Here is a 23875-nt window from a genome sequence, read left to right on the forward strand (position 1 = left end):
CCGGCTTTCTTTATTAGATTCGAATTAGATCCACTCAATCTCAGGTCCAGCAGGCACAATCCCATTTGGGTTGATGTGCTTGTGCGAGAAGAAATAATGCAGCTTCATGTAATCAATATCGATGGTGCTGCGAATACGCTCATCGGCAACCAAATCCAGCATGTAACGATACAAGTTATGGTACGCCTTTAGGGGCTTTTTGTTGGCTTTGAAGTGTATTTCATATACTGCCTCAAAACGCACTAATGTTGGCAACAAGAACAAGTCAGATAGGGTAACGTCTTCGCCATGCAAGTAGCGCGACTGTCCCAAACGCTGATCCAGTTGCGCTAGCGCATCAAACAAGGTTTTACTCGCTTGGTCATATTGCGCTTGCGAGGTTGCAAAGCCGACTTGATACACTTTGCCATTCACATTGCTGTGTAGCCATCGATTTAGGCTCTCGATCTCTCCACGCAATGCGGCTGGTACCAACGCCACCGGATGTTTTGCCAAAGGTAGCCAATTCGTAGCGAGGTCCATTGCCATTGCGGCTGAATCATTGCCCACAATTGCATGGTTTTGCTTATCCCACAGTAGAGGGACGGTTACGCGTCCGGTGTAGTCGCTTTTCGCTTTCACATACAACGCAGCTAGATTATCCGCGCGGTATAGAGGATCAGGATGTGCACCATCAAACTCCCAACCATTGTTGTAACGCTTTGCTGCAACGGAAGATATGGAAATGACCTCATCCAAACCAAGGTACTTGATCACTAGGTAAGGGCGATGGGCAAATGGACAAGCCAACGACATATACAAGTGATAGCGACCTGCTTCGATCTGACTTGGTAACGCGAATTGATCTTCTGCTGTCAGCTCACTTGCGTCTTTGTTTGGATACCAAACGCCTTGTTCTAATACCGCCATATCTTACCCTACCTTCTTGATTAGCTACCCTGATGAATCACTACTCATGCGAGTATAGATAACTTACAGAGACTTCTCGAAAGACATCATTAGCTCACTCAGTTCCGCTGAGGTCGCAGCATCAAATTTGCCATCTTGGAACTTGTCGTAGAAACCGCCTAGGCTGTATGTGCCTTTTACATCGCCACCCCACCAAGGCATCAACTCAGCCATGGTTTTGATATTAGTTGCGCCGCCGTTTGCACCTGGCGATGTGCTCACCAGTAGAACTGGTTTCTTCGTGTCGCCAAAGAAAGACGTACCTTGAGGTGCAACACGTGATAGCCAATCAATCGCATTTTTCAGGAATGCTGGCATTGAGCCGTTGTGCTCTGGTGATGCAATGATGATCGCATCGTATTCGTTTAACGTTGCACGCAGTTTGTGTGCGTTTTCTGGGATGCCCTGACCTTCAACGTCCAAGCCGTACATTGGCAATTCAAAGTCATTTAGGTCAATGGTGTTTACTTCTGTTTGTTTAGCTTGGTTTGCCAACGCTTGAACTAAAAGGCTGTGGATTGATTGGCTGTTGTTGCTACCAGTAAATGCGACAATCTTTTTCATAGTGGAATCCTAATTACGTTTGCCCCTACTTATGTCGGGCACTCAGTGAATGAGGTGATATTAATTAACTCCCACCAGTGAATAAACACTATAATAGTGGCTATATAGTTCACCATTAGTGAACAATAAAAACATGAGGAAACTAATGCGTGGATAAGATCAGAGCATTAACCGTATTTCGTCGAGTGGTGGAGCTAGGTAGCTTCGTCGCGGCAGCAGAAGATTTAAATCTCTCAAAAGCCGCAATAAGTAAGAACATCAATGAACTAGAGAGCTATTTGAAAAGCCCTTTGATTAACCGCACGACGCGTAACTTGCACATTACCGATAATGGTCAGCTCTATTATCAGCAAGTGTGTCAGGTTCTCGATGCACTCAACAACGCAGACCGCTCGGTGATTGAGTCTTCCCACACATTAAAGGGCACACTCAAAATCAGTATGCCGATGTCATTAGGGTTGATTGAGCTGAATCCCATCATCTGTGAGTTTATGAAGCTGCATCCAGAGCTATCCATCGAAGTGGTGATGAGTGATGAACATATTGATTTGATTGAGCAAGGGGTTGATATTGCCATTCGTGGCGGAGGCGAATTGGGTAACTCTAGCCTACGCTCGCGTAAACTATTGGATATCCGCCGTGTACTTTGCGCTTCCCCTCAATACCTTGAAGAGTCGCAGCCGTTTCAATCTCCACGTGACGTTATAAACCATCGCCTACTTAGCTATAGTCTCTCTTCAACGTCTCGCCGTTGGACATTTCAAAATGGCAGTGAGGTATTGGAAGTTGATCTGCCTGCGAGTGTTTACACCGTCAATAGCGGTTTGGCACTCACCCAAGCGGCATGTGCAGGACTCGGTGTCGCCCTACTACCGGATTTCTTTGTTGAGCCTCAGTTAGCTTCAGGTGAATTGGTTGAGATTACCCCTGAGTGGCAGATGGAAAAGCACGCGCTGTATATCGTTTACCCTTACCACAAAGAGCAATCGCAAAAGTTACGAGCCTTTATTGATTATGTGGTGGAGAGCTTCCAAGCGCGATTCAGCCGTCAGTCAGATCCGCAGCAGATGTACTCTTCGATTATTAAGCTAGGGTCTTGATAACAAGGTTTAGCTGAAGAAAAGACAATAAAAAAGCCAAACTGGGTAGTTTGGCTTTTAATCAAAATCATCCTGCACCTAGGCATCAAGCCTACAAGCACACGAGAACTAAAAGTTTATCGACGGCGGTTATTAAAGCGAGCACGATCTGAGCGTTGCTTTGCTGAACGCTCTTTGTGCGCAGACGCAGCCTTTGCTTGTGAAGCCAGAATCGATTCTACCGTCAGCTCCATTGGTTCACGTGGCTCCAATCCATGACGGAAAGTACGTGCGCGTGGTGGCAGGTTGTACTCGTATTCAGATGCCTTTGGCATGCGCTTGTAGCGGTATAGGTAAAAGTTCTCTACACGCTCGCGAGCCCATTCTGTTTTCTTCAGGTACTTAACACTGCTCGCAATACTTGGCTTGGTGTTGAAACAGTTCATACGCATTGCTGTGTCGAGGATTTCCCAACCGTAATGGTCAACAAGCTGCTGCAACATGTCTTCTAATTTAAGACCATGCAGAGGGTTGTTCTTCTGCAGTTCAATACGTTCTTCGTCGGTCATAAATTCATGGCTCATGAACGGCTCCTTAATTGTGGGTGGCGAGCGTTGTACTCACCACCTTACCTCTATTAGGTTTAGATTAAATCATTATTGCGAATAATCTGTTGTTTTCTTCGTCTCAAAGACGATCTTTACGTCCAATTATTCACGATGATCGGCGCTTGGTTACGCAGCGCTAAGCACCTTTTGTTGGTGTGCCATGTACTCTTCAAATGTACCTTGGAAACTCACCAACTGTTTGTCTTTTACATCAATGATTGAAGTCGCCAATGACGATACAAACTCACGGTCATGACTAACGAAGATCAAAGTGCCAGTGTAGTCTTTTAACGCGCTGTTTAACGCTTCAATTGCTTCCATATCCATGTGGTTGGTTGGCTCATCCATAACCAAAACGTTGATGTCTTGCATCATTAGCTTACCAAACAGCAGGCGGTTCTTCTCACCACCCGAGCAGTTTTTCGCTTTTTTGTTGGCATCGTCAGCGGTGAACAGCAAGCGACCTAGAATGCCACGCACCATTAGGTCATTGTGCTTCACGGTACGCCATTGTGAGATCCACTCAAAGATGGTCAGATCATTATCGAAGTCCGCGCTACTGTCCTGTGGGCAGTAACCAATCGAAGCGTTTTCAGACCATTTTACTACGCCCTGAGTTTGCTCTAGTTCGTTCACTAGGCAACGTAGCAAGGTCGTTTTACCCACACCGTTTTCACCGATGATCGCAAGGCGAGTGCCCGCTTCAAGTAACAAGTTGCCTTTTTCAAACAACAACTCATCACCAAACGAGTGCCCAAGGTCTTGCAGTTCCAATGCTAAACGATGCAGTTTTTTGCCCTCACCGAAATCAATCGATGGGCTAACACGGCTACTTGCTTTCACTTCGTCGAGTTGGATTTTTTCCATCTTCTTAGCGCGAGAGCTGGCTTGTTTTGCTTTCGATGCATTCGCACCAAAACGGTTTACGAATTCTTGAAGTTCATTGATTTCAGCGGTTTTCTTCGCGTTGGAAGCCAATAACTGTTCACGACGAAGACCAGATGCTTCAAGGAAGTATTCATAGTTGCCAGGGTAAATACGCAGTTCGCCGTAATCGATATCTGCCATGTGAGTACACACAGAGTTTAAGAAGTGACGGTCGTGCGAGATGATGATCATCGTACACTTACGTTGGTTCAACTCTTCTGCCAACCAGTTGATGGTGTGAATGTCCAAGTTGTTGGTTGGTTCATCAAGCAGCAAAATATCTGGGTTTGCAAACAGAGCTTGCGCCAAAAGCACACGCAGTTTCCAGCCCGGAGCAACTTGCTGCATCAAACCAAAATGCAGCTCTTCTTCAATACCCGCTTGAAGCAAAATATCGCCAGCACGGCTTTCTGCTGTGTAGCCGTCCATTTCTGCGAATTCGCTTTCCAGCTCAGCGACTTTCATGCCGTCTTCTTCACTCATTTCTGGTAATGAATAGATGCGGTCACGTTCCTGCTTCACTTCCCAGAGCTTGCGGTCGCCCATGATCACAGCATCAATCACACTGTATTGCTCGAACGCAAACTGATCTTGGCTCAATACGCCCAGTTTCAGCCCCGGAGTAATAGAAACGTTGCCCGAGCTTGGCGCTAATGCTCCGCTCAGGATTTTCATAAATGTCGACTTACCACAGCCGTTTGCGCCAATCAGACCATAACGGTTGCCGTTGCCAAATTTAGCAGAGATATTTTCGAACAGTGGCTCGGCACCAAATTGCATGGTGATATTGTTTGTACTAATGATAGCGGCGTCCTCGAAGGAAATTTCTTTTAAATAACAAGTTGTTAAATCACTTTCGAGATACGGTTAGAAAAGGGCATATTGAAAGTGGACGCCATTCTATCTGATTCGTTCAATAGGTGATATAGATCACGCTAATGTTGCGAAGGATTTTTATCAAAAACAAAGCGCAACTTTCGCCACGCTTTGCTTACTGACAATATCTTGGATTAAAAATCGAGATGGTAATTGTTGTTGGATTGGTTCAGCGAAATCACCCAGTTCTTCTCAGATTCACCAGCGCTCATTGGCACCCATTGTGCGTACAACTTGGTCCAATTACCATTCACCTCCAACTCAACCTGGCTGGTTCGCGTTGGGTAGACTGTTGTGATCCGTGACATAGGGTCCGCGATCACATCCCCATTCTCAGTGGTAAATGCCGCTTTAGTATAGAGGTGTAATGCACCATCAGCAGAGCCTTGGTAGTTCATGGACAGAGTAATCGTCTCACCAATATCAAAAGAAAAGTCGCGCTGCGCCACAATGTCTTGCGTATCATCAACCTCGTCAGCAACAGGTGTTGGTGCTGGCGTAGAAGAACCGCCACCTCCGCCGCCCCCGCCTCCACAAGCAGCGACTAAGGTTGAAGCAAACATGATGGTCAGTAGTTTTGTCGAAGTATTCATGTGATGCTCCTTGTTATTCCGTTGCTGAGATAGCTTTGCCGCTGGCTGCCGTCTTGTACCAATCAGTATCCGTTTCGCCACTGCTGGTTACCCATGTTGGGAATCCTGTGTAGGCGTGACTGATGTCAGTATTCTCGGTTGGGTGATCCCATTCATCACGAATGTTGATTGCCCAAGGCATATTGTTACTGGTTAGGAAGTATTCTGAACCGCCCGTGTCATCGTCATGCAAGTTGTACAAAGCGTTATTCATCTCGCTTGTGCCAGAAAACGACTTAAGGTGGGTTTGCCACGTCATCCCCGGGAAGGTTGCGACAAAGTCACCGTGGTACGTGCCTTCTGCCGCAAAGATGAATGAGTCATAAGGCGGGTAGCCGACTTGGTCTCGTGCGACTGGCGTGGTCAGTTCAACCACCATTTGGTAGCTGAGAATATCGGTCGCTTGCTGATTCAAACAATTGCTCTGAGTACGATAATAAGTACAACCTGATGTCAAAACGCCGAGTGCATCCAGTTCCGCTCTTAAGTTCTCAGATACCACCAACACTGTTTCACTGCCAGATTGAAGCACCGTATGTTCCACCGCTTGACCATTTTTGGTCACCGTTACTGATGCTACGTTGGACGAATCCACATTAGGGAGATTCACGGCAAAACCATTGGAATAGCCTGCTCCCATGGCTTGCAGGGTGTAATCGACGGTAATGGTCTTTAATTCACGTTGACCATTCAAAAGTTCGGTTACACGATAGCGCCACACCACATCGTTGAAGTCGTAGTCACCCATTAACGGCCAGCGATCTTCGAACGCCATCGTCGCGTAAGTATCAGAGCTTGGGTAAACTGATGTCACTGTGACTTCCGGATCATTTTCTTGAACCAAGACTTCGTATTTCGAGTCGGTCGTGCCATCGGTATTCACGCCATCTACCGCCGAGAAAGGTGAAATATCCACAGTAAAGATCAAATCGTTGAAGTCGTTATCACCACTTGGGCGGCGAATGTCTTCAAAACCAAGCACTAAAAATTCGTTCTCAGTATCCAAGAACGCGACATTGTGGCGACGGTAATTAGCGGTCGTTTCTGGATTCAAGCTGGATAGACTGTAGAAAGGCGTATTCCAGGGACCAAGATACGGAATGTTATTGTAAGTACTTGCACTCCAACCATTTGGAATAACAAAGAAAGCTAAGGTTTGTCCTGCGGTCAGTTGAACATCAAGTTCAATCGTGTCCCCTTCTTGCATATCCCCATCAGGCGCTTTGGATGCGTTCGGGAAGATAACCATATGAGTGACAATATCGTCTTTGCTTGCTGGCGGGTTGTCAGTGTCATAAACAAAATACCCGAGAGAATTACGATACCCAGCCCCTTCGTTTAAAAAAGTGACAGACGCTGTCGCATAATCCGCACCGTTGAGTTCATCATCGATGTCGATATTAGAATAACGGTCCGGCGCGATAAATGCGGTATTGACGTAAGTACCTTCTGGCAGCATCGAATAGACATTCGTCAGGGTATCTTGAGGCAAAGTATCCGCAATAGAAATGGTCTCAAGTGGTTTACCCTTGATGGTGTAATTTGAATTGTCGCTGCCTGATTCGAACGATAAATCACTGGTAGTGAGTGCGTATCCGGACATCGATACGCAACAACTGGTTAGCGCAATAAGTTTCCCTGCTTTCATATTATTCCCCTCATCAACTGAATCGTTGGTCGTAGAGGGTTAACGCAAATATGATGCCGAAAACACCTTATTTAAAAACAACAAGTTATATTGGCTGAAATGCCATTATCAATTTGAGAATTAAGCTGATAAGCAAAGTGAAGCACATTGGGAAGAAACGGAAGGGGCAAATGCCCAAAACAAAAAAGCGTCCCGAAAGACGCTGTTAATATCAATTAGTATGAATCTATGAACGCGAAGCCATTGGGTGGCTTGGACTCATCTCTAGTAAGTCCCACAGGTTGCCATAGAGATCTTCAAATACAGCGACTGTGCCGTAGTCCTGCTCCGTTGGCGGGCGAACAAACTGAATGCCCAGCTCTACCATTCGGTTGTAGTCGCGCCAGAAGTCATCGGTGTTCAAGAATAGGAATACCCGTCCACCAGTTTGATTACCGATGAAGTCATGCTGCTCTGGCTTAGACGCTTTGGCTAGCAATAATGTCACACCATTAGAACCCGGTGGAGAAACCACAACCCAGCGCTTATCTTGCTCTGGTTGGTACGTATCTTCCACCAGCTCAAACTTCAGCTTATTCACATAAAAGTCTATCGCTTCATCGTAATCTTTTACGACCAAAGCAATATGGATAATGGATTGTTTCATCGCGTTATACCTTTAGTTTTCCGCTGATTACCGTCTTTGCGGAGCCAATCAGTTTAATGCGTCCGTTCTCTAACAGTTCGGTTTGTAAATGTCCACCGCGGGCTGAGGCTTGATAAGCGCGGAACTGATTTTGACCGAGTTTTTGCGACCAAAACTGAGTCAGTGCGCAATGGGCTGAGCCTGTGACAGGATCTTCATTCACGCCCACCCAGGGGGCGAAGTAACGCGAGATAAAGTCGAGATCCGGAGAATTCGATTGAGCAGTTACCACCACACCACGCCCTTGAATGTTCTTTAATGCGTCAAAGTTAGGCTCGAGTTCCAACACGGTTTTTTCATTGTCGACTTCAATAAAGCCTTTGCTGTCAAATTGAGCATAAGAAACCACTTGCTCCGCTTTCAATCCAAGTCCTGCTAGCAATGCGATGTCTTGTTCAACATCCATTTCAAACTGAGTAGCAGGAAAATCGAGCTCAATCGTCGACTGGTTTACTTTTGCATGTAACTCACCTGAGAGGGTTTGAAAGGCAATGGTATCGCCAACCTTTGCTAATCCTTGTTCTTTTAAGATTTGCGCTGTAGCTAATGTGCCATGACCGCATAGCGCCACTTCGACTTTAGGTGTGAACCAACGCAGTCGCATGTCTTTCAAACAGAGAAAAGCGGTTTCTGATACCGCCATTTCTTCAGCGATAGAGAACATCAATGCTTCTGGTAAAGGTTCTTGTGAAAGGCAAACTCCGGCAGGGTTTCCTTTAAAAGGTTCGGTGGTGAAAGAGTCCACTTGGTAGATATCGAGATCCATGATGCGCTTCCTAACATTGCGATTTTGGCAAGGTGCCAAACAGCTTATCGGTTTCATGGTAAAGCGACAATGCATGCCCTGATTGTTCTTGCAAAACACAAATAAAAGGCACCTTTCACGGTGCCTTTTTACATTCTGATGCTTGTTCAGCTCAAACTAATAACGTTCAATTTACCTGAACGAAACTTTAAAATTACTAGATATAATTAACCATTCATATTGGATATCTTATTCCTGTGCTTTGACGGACATCAAAAACAAATCGTTTTTCCTGCCTCTTCAACACTTCTTTGGATGCTCACCCAAAGGAAATAAATAAGAAAAATCAAACTCATAGGTATTTGATATGAAACAGCCTTTAAAAGCGTTAGTGCTGGCTCTGGGGTTATCTCTCGGAGCCGCCAACAGTTACGCACTCTCTCTCGAACCGCTAGACAAAGATTTTACTTTGCAACTTCTTGGTTCTGGCGGACCAATCTCTGATGACCTTCGTGCCTCGTCTGGTGAACTGGTTTGGTGGAAAGGAAAATCACGCGTGATGATCGATGCCGGTGGTGGTGTCTATCTGCGTTTTGGGCAGGCGGGCGGCAAACTGGAAGACTTAGATTTCCTTGGTTTAAGTCACTTTCACACCGACCACGTTGCCGACGTTCCAGCCCTGCTAAAAGGGGGGTACTTCTTTGATCGTGAAGATCCTCTCGATATCGCGGGTCCAGAAGCGGGCTCTGCATTTCCTAGCTTGACTGGTTACATGAAAGCGCTTTTCGACGGTGATGAAGGCGCGTACGCATATCTGAACGGTTTGTTTGATGGCAGCGATGGCTTGTTCCCTGTCACCATTACCGATGTGCCATACAAAACTTCCCAAGGCACCAAGGTGTACGAGCAAGATGGGTTAACCATTTACGCACTGGGTATCCCACACGGCGACGTTCCTTGTCTCGCTTTTCGAATCGAAAGTGCCGAAGGCGTGATGGTGATTTCCGCTGACCAAAACGGCAGTAACCCTGACTTCATCGACTTCGCTAAAGGTGCGGACATCTTATTGATGCCATTAGCTATTCATGAAGAAGCCGACGAAGTCTCATCGTTTATGCACGCTAAGCCATCGGTTGTCGGCAAGATCGCCGCAGAAGTGAATCCAAAACTTTTGGTGCTTAACCACTGGATGGGCTTAGGTCTAAAACTTAAACCAGCTTCCATCAAGATCGTTAAAGAGTACTACCACGGTCAAGTTATTGCTGGTCACGATTTATCTAGCTACCCAATGAGCGCAGCGAAGGAGATGTCTCATGAACAATAAACTTGCTCTATCTATCGCGATGACGTCTGTCATTACTTTGAACTCAAGCATGGCGTTTGCCGATGCACCCACAGAAGCTCCCGTAGAGGCTCAATCCAGCTCTCAACATGGCGGTAAGTGTGCGGCTGGTAAATGTGGTACAGAGAAACGCTTTGAGAAACAAGAACTAAAGAACGATCCACAAGGTCGCTTGGTACGCGCTCGTGACGGCAAATGTGGCGTGACTGGCGAAGGTATTAACCCTTCAGAAGAAACCATCAAACTCACCAAAAGCAAAGTAACAGGTGGCGTATGCGGACAATAACCGATACATCAAAAGGGATTGGGCTGCGCAGCGAACACGTTGATTTGCTGTGTCAGTTGCCCGAGCACCCAGATATCGATTTCCTCGAATTAGCACCGGAAAACTGGATGAATATTGGCGGCTTGAAACGTGAACAGCTGCAAGACATTGCGAAATATTATCCGCTTGTCGCTCATGGCTTGAGCTTATCGATTGGTGATTGCCAACCGTTAAACGAGTCTTTTGTACGAGACGTCGCACGCTTTCTCGATGAATTTAATATCGACATCTATAGCGAACATCTGAGTTTCTCTAGAGACAATCAGGGCTATTTGTATGAACTGCTTCCGATCCCTCGACATAAAGAGAACATTCCGTATTTGGTCGAACGCATTCAACGCGTGCAAGACATTATTCAGCGTCCATTGGCGTTAGAGAATATCTCTTACTACCACGATTACGGACATGAAATGCCAGAGGGCGAGTTTATCGCTGAAGTGAGTGACCGCAGTGGATGTGAGCTGCTTATCGACATCAACAATGTGTTCGTCAACAGCCGAAATCATCATTTCTGCCCTTACGACATGCTGAGTACTTTACCAAGCGACGCGATTCGTTATTACCACATTGCGGGTCACTTGAAAGAGCGTGATGACTTCTTGCTCGATACCCATGGAAAGCCAGTGCCTGATGAAGTGATTGATCTGGCTCGTTACACCTACTCGGTGCATGGCAGCAAACCTTTACTGCTTGAGCGCGACCACAATGTGCCGTCGTTGCTTGTTCTGGCTGAAGAGCTTCGCAGCATTCATGGCGAGATCTTGGATTTCAGTCAAACACTCGAAGTGTTGTGTAAGGAGGTGCTCAATGCTTAATCCTCCGAGCAAAATGCGCGCGCAAACCGAGTCCCTAACGGCTCTAATTCGCACGCCTATGAATCAGCATGCGCTGTGTCGATATAGCGAATTTATCCGCGACAACATCTTGGGTGTCGTTGCGAATACGTTCCCTCTATTTTCTTCGCAGTTCGCTGATGAACAACTTGAGCGCATGGTGGATGACTTTGTGGTGATGCATGGCGCATCCGAGCCTGAGTTTCATCATATTGCCACCGAGTTTGTTCAATTTTTGCAGCAGAAAGTGCATCAAGACTCTAGCTCTATTTCTGCCGATCAGATGGCGTTGATGGAATATGAATGGGTGGCGTTCAATGTAGAAATTGACACCTTAGTCGCGGCATTCACTTCTTCATCGAATCCGATACTAGAAGAGAACCAAGTGCTGCAACTCAACCCAACATTAAGGCTGCTAGAAGTGCCTTTATTGCTGCATCAAGACTCCGTGACTTTCCTAACTCAAAGGCGTCACCCTATGTTTTATGGCGTGTTTCGGAACTCACAACATCATGTGATATCGCAAAAGCTCAGAGAAGTGGATGTCGCATTGATTCAGCTATTACAACAGCAACCAAACCTGACTCTGGCGCAACTACAACAAATGATTGCTCAGCAACTCGCCAGATTCAGTTTCATGGAGTGGGCTCAACACTTCAGTGAACTAGGACTCGTCAGCGTCCGCCCTTCAGGAGAAAAATTATGATTAAGTCAGCCCTCAATTGGTTCGACGGTCTCGTCGAGAAATGCAAAAGATACGATTACTTAGCGTTGCTTGCGATTCGTCTCTACCTCATTCCGGTCATTTTCGTTGGCGCTCGCTCTAAGGTGCTGGGCTTCTCTGGCACCGTCGCGTGGTTTGGCGCGTCCACCGCAGATGGAGGTTTGAACTTACCATTTCCCGAGTTGTTAGCGTTTCTTGCCGCAGGTACGGAAGTGCTTGGCTGTATTTGTATCGCTTTGGGTTTGTTTACTCGAGTGATGTCGATTCCGATGATTTTCTTGATGAGCGTTGCGAGCGCAATGGTGCACTGGAAACACGGTTGGGATGCCATCGCCACCAGCGGCATGGAAGCAACAGTACGTTTGAACGGCTTTATTGAATGGTTAGCAACCAACTTCCCAGGTCGATACAACTACATCACCGAATTGGGCGACCCAGTAATGCTCAACAACGGTATGGAGTTCGCAGCCACCTACTTTGTGATGTTGCTGGTGCTGTTCTTCTACGGCGGTGGTCGCTATGTAAGCTTGGATTACTGGTTGAGAAAACCTTTCTCTCGCATACCAGCAAAGGCGTAATTCAAGTGCACCCAAGCTTTAACGCTTAATTAAACAGACTAATAATAACCTTATCTAACCCGCTACTCTGGTAGCGGGAAGGAGTCCTTATGTTTGCAGATGTCGTTGATCTGTCGCGGTTTCAGTTCGCTAGTACCGCACTCTATCACTTTATATTCGTCCCACTGACCATAGGTTTGTCTTTCTTGCTGGCTGTTATGGAGTCTTTGTACGTCATGACGGGGAAAACCATCTACAAGGACATGACCAAGTTCTGGGGTAAGTTATTCGGGATTAACTTCGCCGTGGGCGTGGCGACCGGTCTTACCATGGAGTTTCAATTTGGTACCAACTGGGCGTATTACTCTCACTATGTGGGCGATATTTTCGGGGCGCCACTTGCCATCGAAGCCTTGATTGCCTTCTTCCTCGAATCCACCTTAGTCGGCATGTTCTTCTTCGGTTGGGATCGATTGTCAAAACGCCAACACTTGTCGGTCACTTGGCTGACAGCGCTAGGTTCTAACTTCTCTGGGTTGTGGATTTTGATGGCGAATGGCTGGATGCAAAATCCAGTCGGCGCAGAGTTCAATTACCAGACCATGAGAATGGAAATGATCAACTTTGCTGATGTGGTGTTTAACCCCGTCACGCAAGTCAAGTTCGTTCATACCGTGGCTGCCGGTTACACCACAGGTGCTTTGTTTGTGATGGGCATCAGTGCTTACTACTTACTCAAAGGCCGAGATATCTCTTTCGCTCGCCGTTCGTTTGCGGTGGCGTCCGCATTTGGCATGGCGGCGATTGTGTCGACATTGATGCTGGGTGATGAATCAGGTTACGAGCTTGGTGACGTGCAACAGGTAAAACTCGCGGCAATTGAGTCCGAATGGCACACCGAAGAAGCACCCGCCTCGTTCACGCTATTTGGCTTACCAAACCAAGAAACCATGGAAACCGACTACGCCATTAAGATTCCATATCTAATGGGGATCATCGCGACTCGCTCGCTGGATGAGCCAGTGATGGGCTTACGCGATCTGATGGCGCAGAACGAAGATCGTATCCGCGATGGTATCCAAGCTTACGGCATGCTAGAGGAACTTCGCGCAGGTAACGACAGTCCTGAAAACATCGCTCAATTCGATGAGATGAAGAAAGATCTCGGCTACGGTTTGCTATTGAAGAAATACACCGAGAACGTCACCGACGCGACTGAAAGCCAAATCAAGCAAGCGGCGCAAGACACGATTCCTCAAGTGGCACCACTGTTCTGGAGCTTCCGAATCATGGTGGCTTGTGGGGTATTGATGTTCGCGATTATCGGTTTGTCTTTCGTCCAAGTCTGCCGCAGAAAATTAGGTTCGAGCCCTTGGCTATTGAGAGCGGCACTATGGGCGATTCCATTGCCTTTCATTGCTTGTGAAGCAGGTTGGTTCGTTGCCGAATATGGACGTCAGCCATGGGCAATTGGTGAGGTGCTTCCGGTCAATATGGCAGTATCTAACCTCGCACCAAGTGACATTTGGATTTCACTCGGGTTTGTTTATGTGCTCTACACAGCGTTCTTGATTGTAGAAATGTTCTTGATGGTGAAGTTTGCCAAACGTGGACCAAGCGTGCTTAAAACGGGTCGCTATCACCACGAAGAAAACAACAAAAAAGACAAACAATCCGACACATTCAAACTGATTGATCAGCACTAAGGAGGCACTATGTTTGATTACGAAAACCTACGCCTATTTACTTGGGCGATCGTTGGTGTGCTGTTGATTGGTTTTACCATCACCGACGGATTCGATATGGGGGTAGCCGCGCTGCTCCCTGTTATGGGGAAAAAGAACCTAGAGCGCCGCGTAATGCTTAACGCTATCGCGCCGCACTGGGACGGCAACCAAGTTTGGCTGATCACCGCTGGCGGTGCCATCTTCGCGATATGGCCCTTGGTATACGCCGCAGCGTTCTCCGGATTCTATATTGCCATGCTCTTGGTACTCGCATCCCTTTGGTTGCGCCCTATTGGTATGGATTACCGAGCTAAAATCGATAATCCGCAATGGCGCAATGTGTGTGATGTCGCCTTGTTCATCAGCGGTGTGATTCCACCGATTATCTTTGGGGTTGGCTTCGGTAACTTGTTGGTTGGCGTACCGTTCGAGTTAAACAACTTGCTGATGCTCGATTATCAAGGTGGGTTCTTTGACTTGCTCACTCCATTCCCAATTCTGTGTGGCTTGGTGAGTTTGACCATGGTGGTGACGCAAGGTGCTGCTTTCCTTCAAATGAAGACAAAACATGATCTACGTGCACGAGCTCAAAACATTACGTTGTGGGGTGCGGGTGCAACCATGATGTTGTTTATGTTCGGTGGTTTGTTTGCGGCATCGCAATCAGGTTACATCATCATCGGCGCGATGCTAAAAGATGGCATTTCAAACCCACTCAACAAACAAGTGGTGAGTATTGCAGGTGACTTATTGCATAACTTCAGCGAAATGCCACAACTTTGGCTGATTCCGTTCACTGCGGTAACCAGCTTACTCGTGTGCTTTTGGGCAACAGTCTCTCGCCGTGCTGGAGTGGCGTTTACTATGTCGAGCATTGCGATTGCTTGCATCATCTTAACCGCAGGCGTCACCTTGTTCCCGATGATCATGCCATCAAGCATCAACCCATCACACAGCTTAACGTTATGGGATGCGACATCGAGTGAGAAAACGCTTGGCATTATCTCTATCGTTGCCATCATCGTTGTTCCTGTGATTTTGGGCTACACCGCATGGTGTTATTACAAAATGTTCGGACGTTTGGATAACAACTACATCCGCAGCAACAGCTCATCGCTCTATTAAGGAGGCAAGTATGTGGTACATGTGTTGGGTACTTGGCGTATTACTCGCCTGCGCCTTTGGCGTCATTAATGGTTTATGGCTAGAGAACGCAGGACGCTTTGAAGAGGAAGAGTTCTAATTTCTCACTTCATAATGGAACATTCTCAATAACAAACGCCCTCATTCACGAGGGCGTTTGTTCATCTCAATGAGCTTACTCTGCCGACAATCGATAGCGGCGCACTTCGTATTTATCTTGCTCTGAATAGAATGTATTGAGGAACTCGCCACCCGCTTTTTCGATCACGCGTTTTGATGCGGTATTGTTCACATCACAAGTAACGATAGCGCTGTCTTCTATAACCTCGGCTTTCACCCAATTCAACATGAATGTGGCGATGCCTTTACGTTGAACATCAGGCGCAGTTTCGTAACCAATGTGCCCAATCACATTTTCAAGGTAGTCGTTATTACCATCACGAACCCGAATCGAACCAAGTATCACCCCTTCCTCGATACAGAAGTATGTCGAAGACGGCGTCCAACCTTCCGGCAAGCCTTCGCCTTTCGCGTATCCAATTCGTTTTTTCAGCAACGCTTCACTGTCGCTTTGGGCGATGATGTACATTTCCATTCCCGCCAGAGCACACTTTTCAACATACTGCTCAAACGCTTCAAAATGGCTGAGATTGGCTTTAACTATTTCCATATAGCACCATCTTTCAGGCTTAAATATCACAAAAAATAAAGCTCAAAAGAAGGACATTACTTTTGAGCTTTCATTATGTTCTTAAGCTATGTATTTAGATTTCACCAGATTTAATTTTCTGTTGAGCATCGCTAATTGTCTGCTCTCCAAATAGGATCTTAATCATCGACTCGATACGCTTGGTATCTGTACCAAATTTGTCCAAATTACCATTGTTTGGTGCTTTAAATTCAACTTGACCAACTTTCTGGTCATTTTTATAAGCGTTAATCTTTGCATCCGCAATAAAGGTTCTAAAGTCCCAACTCCAGCGAGACACATAGGTTAGCGTCAGTTCATCTGCCTTAGGTGCAGTGCCATCACTGACCACTGTACATTTACGCGCAGTGTCTAAGCACCATTCTTGCAAAGAATCTAAGAACACTGCTCTTGTCGCATTATCTTTTACGATGGTGATTTCTTTGCTTTGATTCGACTGCGCAATCGGCTCAGCCGTATATTTAGGTGCGGAACAACCTGCTAATACAACAGGAAGAGCTAGAACTAGAGCTTTTTTAAACATATTTTTTCTCTGCTTATAAATAACAACCAATGACGCCAAATGAATAATCAGCATCGAATGTTGGATACTGACAGTTTTAATTCAATGCCTCAATAATCTTTCTCACAAAATCAACAGGATAAATACATTCTAGTTCGATGATTATTACGAAACTAATGGCTCGATGTTTTCTGCAAATAAGCACTCAAGAGGATAAGGCAAAGCAAGTGTCGGCATATCTGATTTCGAGAACCAAGCTAGCTCGCTAGTCTCGTCATCTAGTTGTTCTTCAAAGTGTCCCGTTTGCAGACACTTTAACAAGACAACTGTGTATTCGACTGGGTCGCCGTTTGGATAAGTAAAACCAAATCCTTCTCCACCGAAAACACCGAGCACACGTTCAACTTCAACCGCGAGTCCGGTTTCTTCTCTTACTTCTCGAATCACAGCTTGCGAAGGTGACTCACCTGGTTCAATCATGCCTGCTGGTAAGCTCCAACTGCCATCAGATTTCTTTTGCAACAGAAGTTGGTTGTTTTGATTGAGGATCACCGCAGCAACACCTGGGATCATTAATACTTGATTACCAACTTTGCTGCGTAGCCCTTTTAGGTAGTGACTGGCACTCATTTATCTTCCTTGAACTTAGTGTTTAGTTTCTCACCAGACATTCATTTTGAAATACAACAAGAAACAGCTGATAAAGATCAAGCCACACCATGAAAAAAAGCTTATCGCCTTCTGTTCAGTCGTTGCTTCCTCAGGATCTGGGTGCAAAATGCCATAAAGGCAGGCAATGGGGATCAACTCGTAAGTTTTGCCAATGTATTGATGCCCCATTTCGAGAAATGGTGGAATGTACAAATACACCACAGCGTAAGTAATAAAATAAAGTATGCCGAGGATCCGGTTCAAGCCAATGACTTGCCCTTCTCGATAAAACCAAATTAACGCCGCTACCCCTGCAAGTATTGCGATGAGTAAAAACATCCGTTCTTCTACCCTTCTTTTTAATTTTCTCCCACCCTATTTAAACCACTCAATTAATCAATCAGTTATGCAACTAAACACGATACAGCTCAAATAGAAAAAGGCACCAGTTGGTGCCTTTGTGACGCTCTGACGCGTTTATTAGTACGTCACTTTCAGTGCTTCGCGTGCTTTTAGGTTCTGCGCCGCATGCTTAGGCGCGTCTGCCAAGATATTTCGGCTGCCTTGCTCTGCTTTTCGATTCAGTGTCACTGAAGTGATTTGCCAGTTATCACCTGCTCGTTGCAAACCAAACTCGTATTCACCCGAAACCGCCCAGAAACCTTCTTCACCGAGCCAATGACTTGCGGTGAAATCCACTGTCGCACTCGCCTTATCGCCATCAATAGAGACGTTCAGATTACTCAAGTCATGGAATGTCGCATCAAACCCAGGCAGGAATCCCGCCCACTGCTGCATTAAATCTTGGCGTTTAACTTGTTGAGCTTCGCCGCCAAATAGCGTGGTGTAATCCACCGTCAATTCTGGAGCGAACAATCGACCTAAGTATTCAAATGCGCCTTGGTCTGCCAAAGCCGAGAAGCTGTTAATGTTGCTACGAATTTTCGCTTCGTCCAAAGACATGGTTTGAGCATTCACATTCATGGCAATCACTCCGATAAACAGCAACCACAGTTGTTTAAGCTTCATCACGTGACTCCTTATAGGTTCGCTTCGAAGTGCTCTACAACTTCATCGACAGCCAGTTTTACCGCTTCTGGTTGGTCATAGAAATCGAATTGATTGATGTCGTATAGCCATACTGCGTTAACGTTGCTACCGGCATTCTCGATGTAACGATGCGCACCAGCAGGCAGAGCCATGGCTTCAGATGCCACCATTAGCACTGGTTTATCTTGTGTTGCTGCGCTTGCTTGAGCGTCGTAGTTCAACCAACCAGCCCATGATGCAACGTTGTATTGGTTGTCATATTCCGGAATCAAACCGCGGTCTGTCTCTGTGTAGTAAGGCGCTTGGAACATCAGTGCGTTCTCATTGGTTGTGCTTGCCGCTTCAATGTAAACGGGAGTCGCTGAGCGCGCTGCTTCTTCCGCTGCTGCGAGTAAGTTTTTCGCGCTTTCTTCGCCACCATAAATTTCAGTCGCCATCGCTTTATCGTGCAACCAAGGAGCAACCACTGCCGCTGCATTTACTTTGTCATTACCGGCAACCGCATCTAGCATGTAGCCCGCCGATGCACAGATACCCAAACCACCGATGCGTGATGCATCAACGCCATCGAGTTGACTCACCGCTTCAATCACTGCGCGAATGTCTGCGGTTTTACGCGCAGGATCTTCTAAGTACATCACTTGGTCTTTGCTTTCACCCCAACCACGGAAATCAAACGTCAATGCCGCGTAACCTCGCTCTGCCAATGCTTGGGCATAAACCGCCGGCATCTGCTCTTTCACTGTTGTCCACGCGCCCGTCACGATAACAACTGGGGCATTCTTCGCACCTTTTGGTAGGTAAAGGTTTGCAGCTAATTGACCAACTTGAGTATTGAGTTCGATGTGTTTCATGGTGGTGTCCTCTAAAGCTAGGTTCGTGTTGTTGTCATTTGCAGAAACTGAGTGAGCAAAGGTGGTGAACGGCAAACTACCTAATAGTAGTAAAAGCGATTTCTTAAACATGGCATCCTCTCTGTCTTATGTTTTGCCTAAGCTGTCCGGCTAACTTGGGTATAGATTAGCGCTGCACCGCGAGAGAAGATTGAACATTCCTGCCCAAGTTTTTGTACTTTATTGCCCCCTCAATGAGTTGACGAAATGTGCAAAACTCGGCTAATTTCAGCTAGCAAGTGGAAGAGAACAAAGGAAAGAAAATGAAGTCCGAGCTAAAGTTTTATGACTCTGAATCTAATGCGCTATCAAGCTGTGGCGACGTGCTGGATATTGAGTTTTCAAACCATGGATTAGATTGGTCGGGCGTATTGGTAGAAAAAGGCACGTCCCCTTATTTCTATCCAAAGAATGTCTACACCCCATACTTCTACTTTGCATTGGCACTAGAAAAAGATTTGAACTGGAGCGTCGAAAAAGATGGCACGTTCGCTGATCTAAAAACCAGCCCAGGCAATATTTGGATTAATCCGCCTAAAACCCCGTTTACCCATGATGTGGCAGAGCCTTGTTACTTCGTGATTTTAGCGATTGAAGAACAAGAGTTTTTCTCACACTGCCCGCTTAATTTAGAGGGAATTGAGCTGCAATTTTTGAGCAACTACAACGTGTTGGATGAAACCATCAAAGGCATCATTGAGCTGTTTATGTTGGAAGCGAAAGCCAAAGGACGAAATGGCAAAACCTACCTCAACAACTTGGTTTCACTCCTGGCAACCCACTATATCCAAAACTACTCCAACTACTTTGACCTTAAGAACAACCAGCTTGCAGCCTCTAAATTCGACCAACACCAAGTCGATAAGATTGACCAATACATCGAAGAAAACATCGGCAACAACATCTCGGTCGATGATCTCGCAGACTTGCTCGGTTGCAGTAAGTTTTACTTTCTGAGGGAGTTCAAAAAGCTCATCGGCGTAACGCCTTATCAGTACCTGATGAATAAACGTTTAGAGCAAGCACGAGTGGCGCTCTCTTCTGGCTCAGTCAATATTGCTTTAACGGCGCACGAGCTTGGCTTTAATGATCAATCCCACTTTACTCGAGCGTTCAAAAACCATTTCGGTATGACACCGGGACAATTCGTTAAACAACAAGAAAGCTAATCTTAAAACTCGCTAATTTTCTTCCATTACAAATGGCGCAGTCGATCTTGCGGTAAAATGCGCCACAAGCATATGGGTAAATAAACTCATACCAAAAAACAAAAGGCACCAATCGGTGCCTTTTGTTTTACTTAGTGAGTGTACTTACAGCTCGTGCTCGGTACGTGCGATGATGTCGTCTTGAGCATCTGGTGATAGCGCGGTGAAGAAGGCTGAGTAGCCTGCAACTCGTACAACAAGATCACGATATTGCTCTGGGTTCTTCTTCGCAGCTAGCAAGGTCTCACGAGAGACAATGTTATACTGCACGTGCCAACCTTTGTGGTGGTTGAAGAAGGTACGAATCAACATAGAAAGCTTGAGCTTATCCCCTTCAGACTCAACCGCTGCCGGGCTTAACTTCTGGTTAAGCAGCACGCCACCAAGGATCTTATTCGCTTGGATTTTACCGACCGAGTTGTACACTGCCGTTGGACCTAAACGGTCTGACCCAGACGACGGGCTTGCACCTTCTGCCAGTGGTGTTTTCGCTTTACGACCATCTGGCGTTGCCATGGTTGAAGCGCCGAACGGGACGTTTGCCGAGATACTTGATGTACCTGCGTAGTAACCGCCGCCAATTGGACCACGACCATGACGCGTATTAACGAACTGCTCTAGCTCATCAATGTACACTTGGTACGCGTCTGCGAGCAGTTGGTCTACCGCGTCGTCATCGTTACCGTATTTTGGTGCAAAGTTGATAAGACGTTGGCGAAGCTGTTCGTTCTCCATGCCGTCGAAATCTTCTGCCAATGCTTTTGCCAGCTCTGGCTGAGTGATTTGCGCGTCATCGAAAACAAGGTGCTTGATGGCGGCTAGGCTGTTACCCAAGTTTGCGATACCGACTTGCAAACCAGATACCCAATCGTATTTCGCGCCACCTTCTTTCACGGTTTTACCGCGAGCCAAACAGTCATCCACCAGCGTTGAACAGAAGATGTCTTGTGCCTGCTGTTCAAGCACACTGTCGACTACCGTATCAATCTCAATCGATTTACGGGTGTAGTAGCGGATTTGCTCTGCCCAAGAAGCCGTCACTTGCTCAAAGTTCTCAAAGTTACCTTTTGCTAATGACTTATCGTGCGGCAAGAAGGCTTTACCCGTTGTTGCATCCACACCTTCGTTCAATGAAGCGAGCAGGATACGAGCGAAGTTAATGAAGCTCATGCCCGTACAACGGTAACCCCATTTGCCCGGAACCGCCGTCTCGATACAGCCGATAGATGCGTAGTTGTAAGCGTCTTCTTTCTCTACGCCGAGCTTGATGAATTCAGGAATAACAATCTCATCGTTGTTGAACGCAGGCATGCCGAAGCCGCATTTAATCACTTCGATACAACCCATTAAGAACTCTTGGTTCAAACCTTCGTGGTAACGCACACTCAAGTTAGGTTGCGTCGAACGTAACTGACCACAAGATTCCAGAATCGCCCAAGAAAGGGGATTCACTGCGTCTTCAGGCTCACCCTTTTCATTCAACTTCTGACCGCCGATACACACGTTTTGGTACAGCGGAGAACCTGCCGATGCTTTCGAGTGCGCACCAGAGCGAATCTTGTTAACTTCAAGCAACTTCAACCAGCAGCTTTGTAGCAACTCTAGTGCAAAGTCTTTTTCAATCGCGCCGTTTTCGACATCGCGAACATAAAACTCGTTGAGGAATTGGTCCATACGACCGAAAGAAACCGAGTGACCGTTCGATTCGATTTGTAGCATCAATTGAACAAAGTAGCTCAATTGCAGTGCTTGCCAGAAGTTTTCTGGTGCGTGGCTTGCTACATGACGACAGTTTGCCGCAATGCTTTCTAACTCAGCTTTGCGCAGCGGGCGCGTCTCTTCTAACGCCATTTTTGCTGCTAATTCAGCGTAGCTCACCATGTGATCTTGAATCGCAAGCAGTACGATTTCGACTGATTTATAGAACTGCTCTTTCTTCAAGCCTTCAAAGGTCGAAACATCATTGTTAGCACAGTGCTGACGAACATCCTCTAACAAGCCGTTCATGCCTAGCTTCAAGATTTTCTCGTTATCCACTGCAAGGTGCGCGTCACCCGAAGTCATGTTGCCTTCAGCTTTAATGATGGTGCTGGCTAAGATTTCTTGCTGCTCATCAGTAAACAAACCATAACAACGGTCTTGAACGGTTTTACCGCGCCAGTACGGTGTGATGCTGTGGATTCTTTGCTTATCTTCTTCAGTAACAGCAAAGCCTGCACCTGGGCGATCGGCTAGCTCATCAATTTCCGCTTCAATCCAACGCACTGTGTATTCTGGGAAAATAGGCGCAGCACGTACTTTGCTCGCTTGGTTACCGACGATTAGCTCATCGTGTTTAATCCAAATCGTACGAGTGCGTAAGTGCTCTTGCAGTGCTAGCGCACGTTGGACAATTACAGGTTTGTCTTCGTTTGCTTGATAAGCACGAGTGTATGCCTCTGCACGCTCGGTACAGACAGGTGGCGTTACGATATTTACCAGTGCCGATTTGTGCGCTTTGATACGCTCAGGAAGGTAATTCAGGTCCATAGTTAACCTCTTACAATCACGTTAAGTTGGGTGTTTTCGCTTGCGTATTGCATGGCGCTTTCTAGCAGTTCTGGTTTGTTTAATGGCTTGTCAGAACACTCGTAAGGCATATCGAGCAAACGGTATTTATTGATGCCGAGCGTGTGGTACGGCAGCAAGTGAAGTTCTTGGCAGCTTTCTAGTGAAGCCGCAAAATCGATGATGTCTTTCAACTCTTCGATGGTGTCATTGAACCCCGGCACCACTGGAACGCGAATCACAATGCGTTTCGCGATAGGTGCCAGTTTTCGGAAATTGTCTTTGATGCGTTTTAGTGAACCTTTCGCCCAGCTAAGAAACTTTTCTTCGTCGGTGTGTTTTAAATCCGCCAACCAGCAATCAATATGCGGCGCGGCTTTTTCGACGTTCTTCCACGGCACATGCATGCACGATTCAATAGCGGTAGAGACTTGGTTGTCATGCAGACGCTGTGCGAGTTCTGCCACTAAATCCGCTTGCATGAGTGGCTCACCACCCGAGAAGGTCACGCCACCTTGGCTTTGGTCATAGAAAGGTTTGTCTTTCATTAAGGTGTCGAACAGCATGTCTGATTTTGCATCTTCACCGCAGACGGTCAGTGCTTGCGTAGGACAGACGTTTCGCAGCGCGATCAGTTGGTCTTCTTTGATGGTTTTGCGATTGATGATGATCTGGTTGTCGATACATTGAATACCATCACCTACCGTTTCACTATCCGCTGTAGATTGAGTTGTGGCTTGATAAGCAAAAACGCACAGTTGGCAACCTTCCATACAGCTTCGCTGATCAAACAACAGTGAATGCTTTTCGCTGCGGCTTTCTGGGTTTTGACACCAAGGGCAAGACAAGCTGCATCCTTTAAGAAAAAGAATGGAACGAATGCCATCGCCATCATGGGTAGAGAATCGTTGGATATTGAAATACATCTCTGCTTGCCTCTTGGTCTGTGCTA

Annotated in this window: 26 protein-coding genes; 10 read left to right on the forward strand and 16 right to left on the reverse strand. The window is 46.5% G+C overall.

Annotated features, from left to right (window positions below):
* Positions 1-24 precede the first annotated feature (24 nt).
* Both ABMY42_RS12630 and ABMY42_RS12635 read right to left on the reverse strand, forming a co-directional pair.
* Positions 25-909: a glutathione S-transferase C-terminal domain-containing protein gene (locus tag ABMY42_RS12630; protein ID WP_272760064.1), complete on the reverse strand. Its 885-nt coding sequence runs from the start codon at positions 907-909 to the stop codon at positions 25-27.
* 63 nt (positions 910-972) lie between these two features.
* The gene (locus tag ABMY42_RS12635; protein WP_038899303.1) at positions 973-1512 is read right to left on the reverse strand and encodes an NADPH-dependent FMN reductase; all 540 of its coding nucleotides are present in this window, start codon (positions 1510-1512) and stop codon (positions 973-975) included.
* A gap of 149 nt (positions 1513-1661) precedes the next feature.
* Here ABMY42_RS12635 and ABMY42_RS12640 point away from each other — a divergent pair, with 149 nt between their 5' ends.
* Positions 1662-2612: a LysR family transcriptional regulator gene (locus tag ABMY42_RS12640; protein WP_349266370.1), complete on the forward strand. Its 951-nt coding sequence runs from the start codon at positions 1662-1664 to the stop codon at positions 2610-2612.
* A 116-nt stretch (positions 2613-2728) separates the two neighbouring features.
* Here the strand turns inward: ABMY42_RS12640 and ABMY42_RS12645 are convergent, their stop codons facing one another.
* The 6 genes from ABMY42_RS12645 to ABMY42_RS12670 all read right to left on the reverse strand — a co-directional run bounded on the left by ABMY42_RS12645 (position 2729) and on the right by ABMY42_RS12670 (position 8733).
* Entirely contained in the window at positions 2729-3160 is a 432-nt protein-coding gene (locus ABMY42_RS12645; protein ID WP_005436283.1) for a VF530 family DNA-binding protein, read from the reverse strand.
* Between the two features lie 165 nt (positions 3161-3325).
* Positions 3326-4930: an ABC-F family ATPase gene (locus ABMY42_RS12650; protein WP_078609968.1), complete on the reverse strand. Its 1605-nt coding sequence runs from the start codon at positions 4928-4930 to the stop codon at positions 3326-3328.
* 206 nt (positions 4931-5136) lie between these two features.
* On the reverse strand, positions 5137-5595 hold the full coding sequence (locus ABMY42_RS12655) for a hypothetical protein (RefSeq protein WP_038899301.1): 459 nt from the start codon (positions 5593-5595) through the stop codon (positions 5137-5139).
* Positions 5596-5608: 13 nt separating this feature from the next.
* Complete coding sequence (locus ABMY42_RS12660; RefSeq protein WP_038899300.1) at positions 5609-7282, reverse strand: LruC domain-containing protein; 1674 nt, start codon at positions 7280-7282, stop codon at positions 5609-5611.
* Between the two features lie 226 nt (positions 7283-7508).
* On the reverse strand, positions 7509-7928 hold the full coding sequence (locus ABMY42_RS12665; protein WP_005436281.1) for a VOC family protein: 420 nt from the start codon (positions 7926-7928) through the stop codon (positions 7509-7511).
* A 4-nt stretch (positions 7929-7932) separates the two neighbouring features.
* Positions 7933-8733: a PhzF family phenazine biosynthesis protein gene (locus tag ABMY42_RS12670; protein WP_029788291.1), complete on the reverse strand. Its 801-nt coding sequence runs from the start codon at positions 8731-8733 to the stop codon at positions 7933-7935.
* 346 nt (positions 8734-9079) lie between these two features.
* On the opposite strand from ABMY42_RS12670, the gene ABMY42_RS12675 reads away from it, so the two are divergent.
* The 8 genes from ABMY42_RS12675 (at position 9080) to cydX (ending at position 15463) form a co-directional block, all read left to right on the forward strand.
* A complete protein-coding gene (locus ABMY42_RS12675) occupies positions 9080-10036 on the forward strand; it encodes an MBL fold metallo-hydrolase (protein ID WP_009702263.1) in 957 nt (318 codons plus the stop codon).
* The gene (locus ABMY42_RS12680; RefSeq protein WP_009702264.1) at positions 10026-10340 is read left to right on the forward strand and encodes a hypothetical protein; all 315 of its coding nucleotides are present in this window, start codon (positions 10026-10028) and stop codon (positions 10338-10340) included. Before ABMY42_RS12675 ends, ABMY42_RS12680 begins: the two co-directional genes overlap by 11 nt.
* Positions 10328-11194 (forward strand): DUF692 domain-containing protein, encoded by an 867-nt coding sequence (locus tag ABMY42_RS12685; RefSeq protein WP_010453176.1) that lies wholly within the window; start codon positions 10328-10330, stop codon positions 11192-11194. Before ABMY42_RS12680 ends, ABMY42_RS12685 begins: the two co-directional genes overlap by 13 nt.
* Entirely contained in the window at positions 11187-11918 is a 732-nt protein-coding gene (locus ABMY42_RS12690) for a putative DNA-binding domain-containing protein (RefSeq protein WP_349266371.1), read from the forward strand. The genes ABMY42_RS12685 and ABMY42_RS12690 overlap by 8 nt, the downstream gene beginning before the upstream one ends.
* Positions 11915-12514: a DoxX family protein gene (locus tag ABMY42_RS12695; RefSeq protein ID WP_009697956.1), complete on the forward strand. Its 600-nt coding sequence runs from the start codon at positions 11915-11917 to the stop codon at positions 12512-12514. The genes ABMY42_RS12690 and ABMY42_RS12695 overlap by 4 nt, the downstream gene beginning before the upstream one ends.
* 89 nt (positions 12515-12603) lie before the next feature.
* The gene (locus tag ABMY42_RS12700) at positions 12604-14199 is read left to right on the forward strand and encodes a cytochrome ubiquinol oxidase subunit I (protein ID WP_029788295.1); all 1596 of its coding nucleotides are present in this window, start codon (positions 12604-12606) and stop codon (positions 14197-14199) included.
* 9 nt (positions 14200-14208) lie between these two features.
* A complete protein-coding gene (gene cydB / locus ABMY42_RS12705; protein WP_029788296.1) occupies positions 14209-15345 on the forward strand; it encodes a cytochrome d ubiquinol oxidase subunit II in 1137 nt (378 codons plus the stop codon).
* A gap of 10 nt (positions 15346-15355) precedes the next feature.
* The gene (gene cydX / locus ABMY42_RS12710) at positions 15356-15463 is read left to right on the forward strand and encodes a cytochrome bd-I oxidase subunit CydX (protein WP_069687832.1); all 108 of its coding nucleotides are present in this window, start codon (positions 15356-15358) and stop codon (positions 15461-15463) included.
* 75 nt (positions 15464-15538) lie between these two features.
* Here cydX and ABMY42_RS12715 read toward each other — a convergent pair whose 3' ends face one another.
* The 6 genes from ABMY42_RS12715 to ABMY42_RS12740 all read right to left on the reverse strand — a co-directional run bounded on the left by ABMY42_RS12715 (position 15539) and on the right by ABMY42_RS12740 (position 19240).
* On the reverse strand, positions 15539-16033 hold the full coding sequence (locus tag ABMY42_RS12715; RefSeq protein WP_050907222.1) for a GNAT family N-acetyltransferase: 495 nt from the start codon (positions 16031-16033) through the stop codon (positions 15539-15541).
* A gap of 94 nt (positions 16034-16127) precedes the next feature.
* A complete protein-coding gene (locus tag ABMY42_RS12720; protein WP_009697960.1) occupies positions 16128-16595 on the reverse strand; it encodes an Sbal_3080 family lipoprotein in 468 nt (155 codons plus the stop codon).
* Positions 16596-16739: 144 nt separating this feature from the next.
* On the reverse strand, positions 16740-17204 hold the full coding sequence (locus ABMY42_RS12725) for an NUDIX domain-containing protein (RefSeq protein WP_047514244.1): 465 nt from the start codon (positions 17202-17204) through the stop codon (positions 16740-16742).
* Between the two features lie 30 nt (positions 17205-17234).
* Positions 17235-17564, reverse strand: a complete 330-nt coding sequence (locus ABMY42_RS12730; RefSeq protein ID WP_005453130.1) for a hypothetical protein — start codon at positions 17562-17564, stop codon at positions 17235-17237.
* Between the two features lie 141 nt (positions 17565-17705).
* A complete protein-coding gene (locus tag ABMY42_RS12735; protein WP_050907223.1) occupies positions 17706-18254 on the reverse strand; it encodes a nuclear transport factor 2 family protein in 549 nt (182 codons plus the stop codon).
* An 11-nt stretch (positions 18255-18265) separates the two neighbouring features.
* Positions 18266-19240 (reverse strand): alpha/beta fold hydrolase, encoded by a 975-nt coding sequence (locus tag ABMY42_RS12740; RefSeq protein ID WP_349266372.1) that lies wholly within the window; start codon positions 19238-19240, stop codon positions 18266-18268.
* A gap of 191 nt (positions 19241-19431) precedes the next feature.
* Between ABMY42_RS12740 and ABMY42_RS12745 the strand changes: the two genes are divergently transcribed.
* Positions 19432-20337 carry an AraC family transcriptional regulator gene (locus ABMY42_RS12745; RefSeq protein WP_349266373.1) on the forward strand — a complete coding sequence of 302 codons (906 nt, stop codon included), beginning with the start codon at positions 19432-19434 and terminating at the stop codon, positions 20335-20337.
* A gap of 144 nt (positions 20338-20481) precedes the next feature.
* Here the strand turns inward: ABMY42_RS12745 and ABMY42_RS12750 are convergent, their stop codons facing one another.
* A complete protein-coding gene (locus tag ABMY42_RS12750) occupies positions 20482-22905 on the reverse strand; it encodes a formate C-acetyltransferase/glycerol dehydratase family glycyl radical enzyme (RefSeq protein ID WP_349266374.1) in 2424 nt (807 codons plus the stop codon).
* A gap of 2 nt (positions 22906-22907) precedes the next feature.
* On the reverse strand, positions 22908-23849 hold the full coding sequence (locus tag ABMY42_RS12755) for a glycyl-radical enzyme activating protein (protein ID WP_349266375.1): 942 nt from the start codon (positions 23847-23849) through the stop codon (positions 22908-22910).
* Between the last annotated feature and the right edge of the window lie 26 nt (positions 23850-23875).

It is taken from the genome of Vibrio sp. SSH13-20, assembly GCF_040104475.1.
Classification (GTDB): Bacteria; Pseudomonadota; Gammaproteobacteria; order Enterobacterales; family Vibrionaceae; genus Vibrio; species Vibrio harveyi.